The sequence below is a fragment of the Nocardia tengchongensis genome, from assembly GCF_054781395.1.
Genome location: NZ_BAAGUM010000006.1, coordinates 211,102 through 223,672, shown reverse-complemented (window position 1 = coordinate 223,672; position 12,571 = coordinate 211,102). Strand labels below are relative to the sequence as shown.

Sequence of the window (12,571 nt, the reverse complement as noted above, 5' to 3'; positions counted from 1 at the left end):
CCGCCCGATCGCACGGTTCAGGGCAGGTGGGTGCCGAGGAAGGTCAGCGCATCGGGCAGGGAGGCGAGGAACGCGCCGCTGTGATCCTGGCCGGGGTAGGCGGTGACGGTGACCTTGGACCACGGGTTGTGCGCCTGCAACCGGGTGCCGTAGGCGGGCGTGTCGGTCGGAGGCACGTCGATATCGGCGGTGCCGTAACCGATCTGGAGATCGGCCGGGACGAGATCCTCCTGGTAGGAGACCAGGGAGCGGATGGCGGACTCGAAGGTCGGCGTCGGGTTGTCGGGGTCGGCGACCAGGGCCGCGGGACGGCGGCCCTCGGCATCGGCCACGAGGGCCGAAAGGCATTCGGTGGCAGCCTTCTCCACGTACTGCCGGCCGAAGTCGGAGAGGTACGGGGTGACGCTGCCCGGCTCGAGTTCCTCGAGCGTGGCCAGGTAGTAGCCCGCGTACCCCACTTGATTCGCGGAGCCGGTCGAGGTGCGGCGGAACATCTCGCGCAGGCTGGTCGCCGGATCGGTGCGCAGGCCGGTGGCGATGACCCCGGTGAGTCCCGGTGTGGAGACCGGGTTCCGGGCCGAGAGGGCGGCGGCGCTCATGACCGCGTGCGCGCCCTCGGACTGGCCGATGAGCACCCAGTGCTGCGAGACCGGGACGGGCAGCCCGCGCAGAGTGGTGACCGCGTCGAGCAGGGAGCGGCCCTCGACGGTGGCGTTGTAGTAGCTGAACCTGCCGCCGGTGCCGAGGCCTTGATAGTCGGGCGCGAGCACCGCATAGCCGTGTTCGAGAATCGCGTTGAAATAGGTGCGATTCCGCTCGGACTGCGGCCGGTGCGACGGCGCGCAGTCATTGCCGATCCCGACCGTGCCGTGCGCCCACACCACCAGCGGCCAGCCGCCCGCGGGCGGCGAACCCGGCGGCAGATACAGCGCGGCGCTCGCCGGGGCCCGGTTGTCCCGCTGATCGACGGTCGAGTACGTGAAGCCCACGGAGATCGCGGCGTTGTCGAAAGACCATGCGCGGTCGAGCAATTCGAGACCGGAGAGCCGTCCGAGGTCGGCGCTGTCGGCCACCGCCGGTGCGGCCGTCGCGGTGAGGGCGGCGCACGCGCTCAGCGCGCCCGCGGCCAGTGCCGCCCGCCGGACCGCGACCGCGAGCCTGCGACGAATCGGCATGGCCATCACTCCCTTTCGGTGTCACGACGACCCGACCATACCGCTCGGCCGACCCGCAGGACGGGAGCTTGCTCACGAATCCTGTTCGTGCGCCTGCGCCACCAGGTCGAAGAACACCCAGACGCCGCCCTTCTGGTACGAATCCGGCGACTCGGATCCGCCCAGGAAGGGATACGGCGTGGCGATGTACACCTCGTCCGGGTCCAGCGGACCCAGCCGCCGCCGGATCTCGGCGACATGGCCCGGCTGCAGCACGTAGGTGATGACGTTCGGGTCGAACAGCACCTGGCTGACGAATTCGGTGACCTCGGTGAAAACCCCGTAGTCCTTGACGCCGGGACTGTACGGGTCGAAGATGCCGTACTCGCCGGTGCGGCTGCTCAGCAGGAACGCGTATCCCAGATCCGAGTAGCCGACCACGGTGTCGTACGGCGGGAACTGCTCGGCCCACGCCGGCATCACCCGGTCCATACGCAGGTCGCCGATGAGACGGAAGGGAACGCTGGTCACCGCGCCCATCCAACCAGAGCGACCGGAACGCCCATTCGACGGACGCCGCCTCGACAGGTTCCGCCGCAGCGGGTAGACATCGAGCGACCCGTCGAAGTGGAGGAGTCCGGTGACCGAAGAGTGGCGCAAAGCCGGTGAGCGCGTGCGGAACTGGGGGCGCTGGGGCGAAGAAGACCAGCTCGGAGCGCTGAACCACCTCACCCCCGAGCGCATCGCCTACGCGGCGACCCGGGCCCGCCAGGGCCGCACCATTCAGCTCGGCATCCCGATCGACGCGTACGGGCCGCAGGGCTCGAGCGGCTATCGGCGCAACCCCATCCACCTGATGTCGCTCGACGGCGGCGACGCGGAGCTTGCCGGATTTCTCGAAGGCTGGGGCGGCGCCACCGAGGCGCAGGTCGCCGGGCTGTACGGGCACGGCCCGATGCGGTTCAACGACGACTACATCATGATGCCGCTGCAATCCTCGACACAGTGGGACGCGCTCTCGCACGTGTACTACGACGGGCTGCTCTACAACGGGTACCCGGCCGCGGCGGTCACCAGCTTCGGCGCGACCCGGCTGGGGATCGAGCGGATCGCCGAGCACGGTGGCGTGGTCGGCCGCGGCGTGCTGCTCGACGTGGCCCGGCACCGCGGGGTGGATCGGCTCGAACCGGCGAGCGTGATCAGCCCGCAGGAGCTGGACGCCGTGGCCGCGGCCCAGGGTGTAGACGTGCTGGCCGGTGACATCCTGGTGGTGCGCACCGGCTGGTGGACCCGCTTCCTCGAAACCCGCCGGCACGGCGAATGGTTCTCCGGCAGTCCCGGATTGAGCTGGCGGTGCGCGGAATGGCTGCACGAGCACGATATCGCCGCCGTCGCCGCGGACAACCCGGCCGTGGAGGTGATCCGCCCGGAGGACGGGGTGATGATGCCGTTGCACATGCTCGCGCTGCGCGACATGGGCATGCCGCTCGGTGAGATCTGGGACCTGGAAGCGCTGTCCCGCGATTGCGCCGAGGACGGCGTGTACGACTTCCTGCTGTGCGCGCCCGCGCTGCGGATTCCGGGCGCGGTGGGGACGCCGATCAGCCCGATTGCCATCAAATAGGCGGGCCCGGAGCGTCTTTCGCCGCCGGAGCCGCTGGATCGTGCCCGTTGGTTTGTTTTGCGTCGTCGGTATGGGCCCCAAACGTGGTCCGGGCCGGTAGATTCGGCAACGCTCATGGTCGAAAGCGGACAACCCAGTCGAACGCCGCGGTACGCGCCGAGGGCCGGTGCACCCACCGGTCTCGAACTGCTGGACTTCGACCGACTACGCGGCATGCCGGTCGCGGCGGGCCGGGAAATGATTCGCGGCGACTTCCACGTCCTGGCCCGCTGCACTGCGGGCAGCGGGCGGCTCACCGTCGACTTCACCGAACACGACCTCACCGCCGACACCATCGCCTGGATCCACCCGGGCTGGACCCACCGCTGGGACGACATCGCCGACCTGAAGGGCGATCTCGTCCTGGTCCGCTCCGACCTCGTGCCCACCGCGGCCCTCGGCCGGCTCCCGTCGACACCCCCGATCGTGCCCGCGAACACCTTGACCGACACCGCCTTCGACCACCTGGCCGGGGAATACGCCGCCGACCGGCCGGACCCCGCGGTCCTCGGCCACCTCCTCGGCGCGATGACGCTCCGGCTGGCCGCGGCCCTGCCCGCGGTGCCCGGATGCACCGATCTCTTCGGCCGCTTCGCCCGCCTCGTCGAGCGCTACCACGCCGAAACCCGCGAAGTCTCCTGGTACGCGGCACAACTCGGCTGCTCCCCGCGCACCCTCTCGCGCACCGTGCACACCGCCACCGCCGCCACCGCCAAGCAGTACGTGAACGCCCGCGTCATCCTCGAAGCGAAACGGCTACTCGCCCACGGGGCCGCCACCACCGCCGACTGCGCCCGCCGCCTCGGCTTCGACGACCCGGCCAACTTCACCAAGTTCTTCCGCACTCACACCGCGACCACACCCACGGGCTTCCGCCTCGACGTCACCCCACGCGCAACCCCGGCGGCACGCCCGTGAATGCGTGACGCCGAGGTGGACCGCCGCGGCCGTCAGGTCGTCGGCGCCGGCGCCGGCTGCCAGCACCCCAGCGGAGGTCCGGGCGGGGTGAGCAGGGTCCAGCCGATGATCGCGCCGATGCCGGCGCCGATCAGCGCACCGGGCAGGGCGCTGCCGCTGCCACCGATGACGCCGCCGATCAGGGCGCCGAGGATGGCATTGCACTGACGTATCGTGTCCAGGTCGTCCACGGGCTGCGCGCCCGTATCGGCGGCCGGTGGCGTGGGGGATAGTTCGTCGACCTGGACCGTGATGCCCGGTCCGGAATCGGCCTGTGCGGGGTCGGCAGCTGCCGTGCCGACCGTGATCACCGTTGCTCCCACTGCGAGAACGGCGGCTGCGGTAAATCGCCTGATTCTCATCGCTCCTTCTTCCGTGCTGGTAGAAGTGCATTTCGAATTCAATTCGGCAACCTGGTCGCTGGATCATGCGTACCAGAAAGGGGTTCGTGGCAGGTCGTTTCCGGATTATTGTGATCACCGGGAAATTGGGCCGTGACGGTTCCGGACATGGAAAAGAGCCGCCGGCGACTGCGCCTGCGGCTCTGGGAAATTCGGTATGCATGGCTAGTTGGCGGTGTTGACCGGCAGGGACAGGACCACCTCCTGCTCGTTCTCGGGCAGGTAGTGCACGCCCACGATGCGCCCGACCTGAACCAGCGCGACCGCAGTCGGGGGCAGGAACTTCTCGGTCCGCGTCTCGAAGGTGGTGCCGTCCGGGCGGGTGACCACCAGGACCAGGTCCAGCCGGGTGTAGCCGTCGCGGATCTCGCCGGGCACCGACAGCGAACGCACCACGGCCTGCGCGGACACGCCGCGGCGGGCGATATCGAGCTTGGCGGGCGTGGTGAAGCCCTTGCGGATCATGGCCGCGTTCATGGCTTCCTGCGCCGCCGAGGTGTCACCCGAGAGGTCCACCTCGACCTTGTCCGGATTGCCGGGCAGATACCGGACCGGCAGCACCACGCCCGGCCGCAGCAGCGCCAGCTGGGTCAGCGGCACGATCATCTTGGCGTGCGAGGCGAATACCTTGCCGTCCGCGCCCTCGACCCGGAAGTCGATGCGCACCTGCGGCTGCTCGTTGAGGTAGACGCCGGTCTGGCGGACGCCCTCCACGGTGCCCAGACCCACCAGGCCGTGGCGGAACTCGGAGCTGTTGTTGCCGGTGAAGGCCGAGATGATGCCGTCGCCGGTGAAGGCGAACGCGATCGGGACGATGGTCACGGCGATGATCGGCAACGCCATCTGCGGGCCGACCCAGCCGAAGACGTCGTCGGAGGTGAGGCCGTGCCATACGTAGTAGCCGACGGCCAGGAGGCCGAGAGCGAGGACCGTGTAACGGATTTGGTTCTTCATGGTGCTTTCCGAATCGAGTCGTGTGGGGTGGACCCGCTCGTGCCCGACGGCACGAGCGGGGCGAACAAGGTTCAGTGTCAGCCGCCGACGACGGTGCTGCAGGCGAAGACGATTTCGAACTTCTCGGTCTTCGGGCCGGCCATCGGGTTGGACAGATCGACGCCGCCGACACCCTCACCCGAGACGGTGTAGGTGTTGCCACTCTTGGTGACCTTGGCGGAACCGCCCGGCATCCCGTTGCCGAAACCCACCGCGTACGGCTGGCCGTTCGCGCCGCCCTTGGTGCCGGTGATGCCGACCGCCTGCACGGTGCTGTCGCCGGTGATGGTGGCGCTCGCGGCGAGCGTGCCGTAGGTGGCGTTGCTCTGATCGGCCAGCGCCAGCGCCAGATTGCCGCCCTGCTTGGCGCAGGTGGTCTCGAACTTGCCGCTGATCGCCTTGCCGTCGACCGAGGCGGACGACGAGCCGCCGGCGGGGGCCTGGTTGCCCGGCGCCGCGGCGGTCGACGTGGCCGCGGAGGTGGCGGCCGGGCCGGACTTGGAATCGGTGGAGCTGCAACCGGTCACCAGCAGTGCCGCTGCGGCGGTCGCGGTCAGGACGGCGGTGGTGAGGCGGATCGGCTTGCTGTTCATGGTCATTCCTCGTTCTCGTGATGCTGGCTCCGGGGTGGAACCGATGCCAGAACAGTAGGAATCCGTACCCCGCCTACCGATCCCAACTTCCGGCGCGCGAACGGCCGGGAAACTGGGATAACCTGGGCGAATGCGACGACCGCGGGCCATGGTGCTGGATGAGGTGTGGCGCCGCCTGACCGGAGTCGAACCCCTCAGCGGGCCGCACGGAGGGCCGCTGCGCCGCACCGTGAAACTCATCCTCGACCCCCTGGTGATCCGCCCGGTCCAGCACCCGCCGTGCGCGGGAGCCATGCTCTCCGCCGACGGCGCGGTGCTGCTCGCGGCCCGCGTGCACGCCGCCGCGGACGTCCTCGCCGCCACCGCCGGCTGGTTCACCCTGCTCAAACAGACGCGGCGCGCACTGCGCATCACCGAGGGCAACGCGCAGGACCTGTACTTCCAGCGCTGCTTCGAACTGGCCACCGTCTCCGGGCCGCCTGATCCGATCCGCGACCGGGCCGCCGCCGAAGCGGCGCTGCGGGAAATCCACGGGCTCACCGCCGGGCGCACCACGCAGGCCCTGCGGGACTACCTGTCCGAACCGGCCCGATCCGGGGCACTGGCCGAACTCATCGGGACGGCCTGGCGACGCCGCCCGCTGACCGAGGTCCCCGACCACGCGGAGACGCTCGCAGATCTGCTCGATGCCTGCGCCGCAACCAGATTCGACGACGGCGGCCGTCCCGCCGGTATCGAGGACGCCATCGACGCCTCGGTGGGAACCCACACCGGGATTCGCCTCTGGAACGGGGAAATCGGCAGCCTCGCACAGGAACTCGGGCTCACCCTGTACCCGCTGCCGCAACCGCCCGGGGTCGGCGCGTCGGCCGCGACCGCCACCCTCGGCCTCCCGTTGGACCGCACCATCCACGAGCGGGTCTTCACCGTGCTGCAGGCCTCCAGCGAACGAGCCGACCTGCCGCCGATCCCCGAACTCGTCGACGCCGAGATCGCGCGCGCCTGCGCGCCGTGGGCCTTCCTCGACGAATCCCTGCGGGTGGCCGCCGCCGCGGGCGCGACCCTCGCCGTCACGCTTCGGCCCCTGGGCGACGGATACCGCCCGAACGGAAACAGCGGGCTCGCAACCCAACCCCCGGCCGGCGCGGCCGCACGACTGATCAACGGCCGCTGGCAGCGCGAGGCCTATGTGCTGCAGGCCCGGCGGATGGCGGTGTGCACCGACGCCGTCGACGGGCCGCTCGGGGCCATCGCCGCCGACCTGCGCGTGCCGTGGCGTCCCTACCTGCGCAGGTTGTGGCCACGCCTGCACGGGCGGGACGTCCGCGAATTTCCGGTCTACGCGACCGACGAATTGTGGGACCTGCTGGACGGCGTGGCCCGGTCGGTCATCCTCGACCACCGCATGCGCGTGAAGCGGGCCCTGGCCGCCATCGCGGCCGCCGAACCCGAGGACCTGGAATCGAGGGTGGGATGACGAACACGACCGTCACCATCCGCCGCCACCCCGACGGAATTCGCGCCATTGTCCCGGCGGGAACCCCGGCCACCTCCGCCGCCGGCCCCGAGGTCATGGTGCTGGAAGTGATCGGCGGCCTGCTGACCTGGAATGTTCTTGCCGCACAGGAGCTTCCCGTCGCGATCATCGAGGATATCGACGCCGCGCAGGAGTGGGTGTGGGCGCTGTACGGCGAGCCGGTCGCCGTCGTGCTCGACGCGGTGCGACCGCAGGTCCGCGAACTCGACGGGGATCCCGCCGAGTTCGAGCCCGCCGGAAACCACCTGACCGAAGCGGCCGTCGCCCCCGGGCTTCCCGGGCTCGTGGTGAGCGCTCGCCGCCTCGCGTACGCGCACTGGGCGTCCCGATGGTGGCCGGCGTCGATGCTCGACGGCATCGCGGCCCTCGACCCGGCGCTGCTCGACCGCGACATCGCGTTGCTGACCGAAGAGTGTGAATCATTGGTGGACGGTGCGGACGCCATCGTGCCGCGTGTCAGGGGCGCCGTCGAAAGCTCCTTGCGTGCCTCGGATTACGCGCTGGCGGCCGGTGACGCGGACCGGTCCGGCGGCGCCCTGGTGCTGGCCCGGGGCACCGGCGGCTGGGACTGGCGGTACTGCCCGCCCGGCTTGGTCGACGCCTCCGAGACCGCGGTGTCGTGGGAGCTGGTCCGGGCCGCCGGAACCACCACCGTCGCGATCACCGTGGCCGCGCATCCGCAGCTGCCCGCCGAGATTCCCGGTCACCTGCGCCCGTGGGCCCGCGTCGATACCGGACGCGGCGAACTGACGACCGAACTGCGGCCCGGCGGCGACACCTGGATCGGTGAATCACCGCTGCCCGCACCGGCTTCCGAGGTACGCATCGGCCTGCATGTCCCCGGCTTCGGGCCGGGCTCGGAAGTCGACCCGCACGTGACCGGGCAGGTCGTCCTGCGGGAGCGGATTCGTGAATTCGCGGCTGCACGGCTGCGCACCGCGTCCACGTCGACCGATGCCGACGAACCCTTTGCTTCGCTGCTGGCCGAAATCGACGCTGCCGCAGTGGATTCGGACTTCTGACATGGCGGTGACAGGCTCGGAGGGCAGTACATCGGGGACGCCGGACGCGGGCGAGAGTCCGTTATTGCGGGCCGGGGCCGAAGCGGTCGAGCGGGGCCAGCTGCGGGAAGGGTTGCGGATATTCGAGCGGGCCGCCCAGGTCGAGCACGGGGATCTACGGTTGTGCGCGCTGGTCGATGTGGCCGTCGTGACCGATCGGCTGGGCGATCACGCCGCGGCCGCCGAGCGGTTCCGGGAAGCGTTGGCGCAGATGCCGGTCGACGCTCGTCGGATGTATCCGGGTGCGTTGATCGGGTTGTCGCAGGCGTTGCAGAACCTGGGGGATCTGGACGGAGCGCAGGAGGCGCTGGAACGGGCTCGGGAAGCGTTGGGGCACGACGACGCGCCGGGGGATCTACGGCTGGCCTGTCTGGTGTCGTCGACGGCGGTCGCATTGCATCGGCAGCAGTGGTGGCGGGCGTTGGAACTCGCGAGTGAATCATTGGACGCCGCACGCCGTTTCGGTCCTGAGCATGCCGGGCATCCGCTGATGAATCTGGCCGCGGCGCACTTCGAGACCGGGCGCTGGGAACTGGCACAGGATTTCGCCGGACAGGCGCTGGCCGCGTTCGAAGCGGTCGAAGACCCCGCCGGGGTCGCCGAGACACGGCAGAACCTGGCCCTGATGCACACGCGGACCGGATCTTTCGAAGCGGCCGAGCCGCTGCTGGCCGCCGCCCAGGAGTATTTCGAGGCGGCGGGGGCGGCGCATCGTGCGGGGATCGGGCGCAAAGTCATGGGGTTCATCGCCGAACAGCGGGGCCAGACCGACGCGGCCGAGGCCCGGTATCGCGAGGCGCTGCACCGGTTCGAGGAATCACACGCGGTCATCGACGCCGCCGACGTCCGACTTCGGCTGGCCACCACGGCGTTCGCGGCGGGGCGGTTCGAGGACGGGGAGTCGGAACTGGCCCTCGCGCGCGGCAGCTACGCCGTGCGCGGGCTCGGCCTGCACTGCGCCCAACTCGACTACTGGCACGCGGGGCTGCTGGAACCGCTCGTCACCCAGGTCCCCGGATTGCTCGCGCGCGCGGTGGATCTCGCGGTCCCGGCGGCGCTGGCCCTGGACGCGGTCCGCTACGAACTGCCCGACGGTGCGCAACGCGACACCTGGAACCGGCGCATCGTGAACCCCGCGCTACGGCTGGCCTTCCGGTACGCCTACCTCGCCGGGGACGCCCGGCTGGTCGCCGACCTCATCGAAAACCAATGCGCGGGAACAATCTTGGACATCGACCGGCTCGACGCCGCACCACCCGCACCGCTGGACCTGTTCGAGCCGTTCGATCCGCCGTCGGAGTCGGCGGCCGCGGTCCAGGACGCGCTGCAACTGGGCACCGCCCTGGCCGCGGTGGCGGCCGGCGCGGGACTGCCCGTCGCCCCGCCGGCCCGGATCGCGGTGCCACCCGACGGCCATATCGCGCTGTCCGCCTGGCTCGACGCGGCCGAACAACGCTACGGCCGCCGCGTCCGCGCCGACCGGGTGATCCCCGCGTGACGCCGACCGTCCAGGTCCGGATGGCGGACGCGGGAGACCTGTACCTCACCTGGCGGTGGACCGACGACAGCGCACCCGCGGGCGTCGGCGTGGTGCCGGAGGAACAGGTCGAGGCCGCCATGAGCCGCTTCGCCGCCGCCCTGCCCGCACCCGGCGTGCCCGGGGGCCTCGAAGCCGCGCTCACCACCGGTGAACTCGCGACATTGGCGGCGGAAAGCGCACTCGCGCAATATCTCTCATCGGTGTTCCTGCCCTACAACTTGGCGGTGCGGCTGCACGAGCTCTACGTCCGAGGTGTTCGCCCGCACATCCGGATCCAGCCGTCCCCGCGCACAGCGCAATTGCCGTGGGAGCTCATCGCCCCCGACCCCGATGTGCGCCTGGTGGAGATCGCCGACGTCAGCGTGCTCGCGCCGCCCGGCATCGTGCACGCGCCCGCCCGGGTGGCGCGGTCCTGGACCGACACCCGCGGCCTGCCCGTGGTCGCGGTCCTCGACCCCCGCGTGCCCGGCTTCCGCGCCGACTCCGCGCTCGGATCGGTGCTCGGCCGCATGGATTCCGCCGCCGCGCCGCTGGCCGCCTTGGTCGCCGGCCACGCCGCCGCCGGCCGCCTCACCCCACCCGTCGCCGATCCCGCGGAGGCGTTCCGCCGCACCGATCTCGACCGGGCCTGGCTCAGCCGCGCCCTGCACGCGGGTGCGGCCCGCCTGCTCTACGTCGGTCACGTCACCGCCGCCGCCCCCGAATCCGGCCGCAGCGAATCGGCCACCCTGCACCTGTCCTGCACCGCCGCCAGCGCGGGATGTGCACGCGCCTACCGGGATCACCGCCCGCTCTCGGCTCGTGACCTGCTGCTGGGCACACACGCCCTCGCCGCGGCGCCGGATTCGATCGCCCGGACCGGACCCGAGATCTGGCCGATCCCGAGTCGGGTCGCGTTGATCGCCTGTGAGAGCGGCGGAGACCTCCGGTTCGCCGAACCGCTGGGTCTGGTGGCGGCCATGCTCACCGGCGGCGCGGAACTGGTGACGGCCGGGCGCTGGCCGCTGCCCACCGACCTGGCGTTCCACCGCTTCGCGGGCACCCCCGACACCGTGCACCCGTTCCAGGAAGCGGTGTGCGCCATCGATTCCGCGCACGAGTCGCCCGATCCCGTGCTCGCCCTCAATGCGTGGCAGCGCACGCATCTGGCCGCCTGGCGCGCGACCGGGGCGGTCGAGCATTCACCGCTGATCTGGGCGGCCTTCGCCACCGTCGATACCCGCTGAGCCCGCTGCCCCGAAAACCCGCGCCCCAGAAACTCACGGGTCGGGAAGAGCTAATCGCGCCCCCTGATTCTCCGATGAGCCTTATGGATTCATCGGAGAGCGGAGGATCGGGTGGCACGTTTCCTGGCAGGCATCCTGGCTGTGGTGACGGCGGCCGCCCTGACCTGCATCGCCGCGCCGGGCGTGGGGGCGACGCCGGACGGGCTGCGGCACTGTGAAGTCAGCGACGGCCGACAGCCCGAGACCGCGACAGCCGAAGAGGTGGGCCTGGATTCGGCCGCGCTGCGGCGGGCCATTGACTTCGCCTCCGACCCCACCCGTTTCACCGTGCAGGTATTCCGCAACAACTGCCTGATCGCGGGCGGGCCCGGCAACGCGCGTGCCGGCGGGGTGCCGTGGAATCTGTGGAGCGGCACCAAGAGCGTGGTGTCGATGGTGGCGGGGATCGCGGTCGGCGAAGGTGTACTGCGCGTGGACGATCCGATCGGCGACTACCTGCCGGACGGGCTCGGGGACGCCGAGCATCGCGCGATCACCGTGCGCAGCCTGCTGACCGAGACCTCCGGCATGGAGATCGCCATCGCCTCCGAAGGCATCACCGGGCTGGCCCGGCTCGACCCGAACGTGGTGGCGCAGGCCCTCGCCATGCCGATCCAGCATCCGCAGGGGGAGACCTGGCAGTACAGTCAACGCGCCGTCGACCTGCTGGTGTACGTGATCCAGCGGGCCGTGGGGGAGGACTTCCAGGCCTACGCGCAGCGAAACCTGTTCGACCCGTTGGGCATCCGGACAACGGACTACCTGTGGGCGCGCGACCGCAGCGGCAACACCTACGGGCACGCCCACCTGGTGATCCCGCCCGACGACTACGCCAAACTCGGCCTGCTGCTGGTCAATCGCGGCAATTGGCATGGCCGCCAGGTGATTCCGGCCGGGTACCTGACCCAGGCCACCACACCCAACGGCGTCAACCCCTGCTACGGATTCCTGATCACCGTCAACGGCCCCGACTGCGACGACCTCTTCCCCGGCCTGCCCGCGGACGCCCTCCAGATGGCCGGGATGATGCGCCAGGACAACTTCATCGTGCCCAGCCTCGGCCTGCTGGTCAGCTGGACCGGTGTCACGGTTCCCGGTGGGGCCGTGAGCTTCCCGCACGACGTCCTGCGCGGCCTCACCCAGGCCTTCCGCACCCCGACCCTGCCCGACCCGGGGCCTTACGTGCAGCGACCGGATGCCAGCATCACCGACCCGATGTTCCTGAACCCCGACGCCACCATGGCCGCCCTGGGCCTCGGGCCCATGGCCTACCCGGGCTGCGGACTCCTGGAATGCCTGGGCAAGCCGCTGTATCCGCCGTTCGGCAACTGGCCGCCCGGCTGCTTCATCCTGGGCTGCGCCGGGGTCGACCCCGCGACCCCGGGTATCCGCTGACGGCCGCTACGG

12 protein-coding genes are annotated in these 12,571 nt (G+C 70.8%); 7 read left to right on the top strand and 5 right to left on the bottom strand.

Translation table 11 applies throughout. From position 1 onward, the window contains the following. Positions 1-17 precede the first annotated feature (17 nt). Together ACYVKL_RS12065 and ACYVKL_RS12060 are read right to left on the bottom strand one after the other, a co-directional pair. Complete coding sequence (locus tag ACYVKL_RS12065; RefSeq protein ID WP_379162195.1) at positions 18-1,175, bottom strand: alpha/beta hydrolase family protein; 1,158 nt, start codon at positions 1,173-1,175, stop codon at positions 18-20. Positions 1,176-1,247: 72 nt separating this feature from the next. Continuing rightward, a complete protein-coding gene (locus tag ACYVKL_RS12060; protein WP_213560051.1) occupies positions 1,248-1,685 on the bottom strand; it encodes a T6SS immunity protein Tdi1 domain-containing protein in 438 nt (145 codons plus the stop codon). Positions 1,686-1,794: 109 nt separating this feature from the next. Between ACYVKL_RS12060 and ACYVKL_RS12055 the strand changes: the two genes are divergently transcribed. Together ACYVKL_RS12055 and ACYVKL_RS12050 are read left to right on the top strand one after the other, a co-directional pair. Then, positions 1,795-2,778: a cyclase family protein gene (locus ACYVKL_RS12055; RefSeq protein WP_379162192.1), complete on the top strand. Its 984-nt coding sequence runs from the start codon at positions 1,795-1,797 to the stop codon at positions 2,776-2,778. A gap of 114 nt (positions 2,779-2,892) precedes the next feature. After that, on the top strand, positions 2,893-3,735 hold the full coding sequence (locus tag ACYVKL_RS12050) for a helix-turn-helix domain-containing protein (RefSeq protein ID WP_379162189.1): 843 nt from the start codon (positions 2,893-2,895) through the stop codon (positions 3,733-3,735). Between the two features lie 32 nt (positions 3,736-3,767). Here the strand turns inward: ACYVKL_RS12050 and ACYVKL_RS12045 are convergent, their stop codons facing one another. The 3 genes from ACYVKL_RS12045 to ACYVKL_RS12035 all read right to left on the bottom strand — a co-directional run bounded on the left by ACYVKL_RS12045 (position 3,768) and on the right by ACYVKL_RS12035 (position 5,761). Continuing rightward, positions 3,768-4,085, bottom strand: a complete 318-nt coding sequence (locus tag ACYVKL_RS12045; protein WP_379162186.1) for a hypothetical protein — start codon at positions 4,083-4,085, stop codon at positions 3,768-3,770. A gap of 255 nt (positions 4,086-4,340) precedes the next feature. Continuing rightward, positions 4,341-5,129 carry a hypothetical protein gene (locus ACYVKL_RS12040; RefSeq protein WP_379162183.1) on the bottom strand — a complete coding sequence of 263 codons (789 nt, stop codon included), beginning with the start codon at positions 5,127-5,129 and terminating at the stop codon, positions 4,341-4,343. 77 nt (positions 5,130-5,206) lie between these two features. Next, a complete protein-coding gene (locus ACYVKL_RS12035) occupies positions 5,207-5,761 on the bottom strand; it encodes a lipoprotein LpqH (RefSeq protein WP_379162181.1) in 555 nt (184 codons plus the stop codon). Between the two features lie 148 nt (positions 5,762-5,909). On the opposite strand from ACYVKL_RS12035, the gene ACYVKL_RS12030 reads away from it, so the two are divergent. From ACYVKL_RS12030 to ACYVKL_RS12010, 5 genes are all read left to right on the top strand, one after another. Further along, the gene (locus ACYVKL_RS12030) at positions 5,910-7,238 is read left to right on the top strand and encodes a hypothetical protein (protein ID WP_379165695.1); all 1,329 of its coding nucleotides are present in this window, start codon (positions 5,910-5,912) and stop codon (positions 7,236-7,238) included. Beyond that, positions 7,235-8,320, top strand: coding sequence for a hypothetical protein (locus ACYVKL_RS12025; RefSeq protein ID WP_379162178.1), 1,086 nt, complete (start codon positions 7,235-7,237; stop codon positions 8,318-8,320). The genes ACYVKL_RS12030 and ACYVKL_RS12025 overlap by 4 nt, the downstream gene beginning before the upstream one ends. A gap of 1 nt (position 8,321) precedes the next feature. Further along, positions 8,322-9,857, top strand: coding sequence for a tetratricopeptide repeat protein (locus ACYVKL_RS12020; protein ID WP_379162175.1), 1,536 nt, complete (start codon positions 8,322-8,324; stop codon positions 9,855-9,857). Beyond that, positions 9,854-11,125, top strand: a complete 1,272-nt coding sequence (locus ACYVKL_RS12015) for a hypothetical protein (protein ID WP_379162172.1) — start codon at positions 9,854-9,856, stop codon at positions 11,123-11,125. The genes ACYVKL_RS12020 and ACYVKL_RS12015 overlap by 4 nt, the downstream gene beginning before the upstream one ends. Positions 11,126-11,236: 111 nt before the next feature. Next, a complete protein-coding gene (locus ACYVKL_RS12010) occupies positions 11,237-12,559 on the top strand; it encodes a serine hydrolase domain-containing protein (RefSeq protein ID WP_379162169.1) in 1,323 nt (440 codons plus the stop codon). Positions 12,560-12,571 lie beyond the last annotated feature (12 nt).

Bases quoted from the DNA above. Each gene is read 5' to 3' on its own strand.
- ACYVKL_RS12035 (WP_379162181.1), bottom strand. From the start codon at position 5,761: ATGAACAGCAAGCCGATCCGCCTCACCACCGCCGTCCTGACCGCGACC.
- ACYVKL_RS12040 (WP_379162183.1), bottom strand. From the start codon at position 5,129: ATGAAGAACCAAATCCGTTACACGGTCCTCGCTCTCGGCCTCCTGGCC.
- ACYVKL_RS12050 (WP_379162189.1), top strand. From the start codon at position 2,893: ATGGTCGAAAGCGGACAACCCAGTCGAACGCCGCGGTACGCGCCGAGG.
- ACYVKL_RS12020 (WP_379162175.1), top strand. From the start codon at position 8,322: ATGGCGGTGACAGGCTCGGAGGGCAGTACATCGGGGACGCCGGACGCG.
- ACYVKL_RS12065 (WP_379162195.1), bottom strand. From the start codon at position 1,175: ATGCCGATTCGTCGCAGGCTCGCGGTCGCGGTCCGGCGGGCGGCACTG.
- ACYVKL_RS12025 (WP_379162178.1), top strand. From the start codon at position 7,235: ATGACGAACACGACCGTCACCATCCGCCGCCACCCCGACGGAATTCGC.
- ACYVKL_RS12030 (WP_379165695.1), top strand. From the start codon at position 5,910: ATGGTGCTGGATGAGGTGTGGCGCCGCCTGACCGGAGTCGAACCCCTC.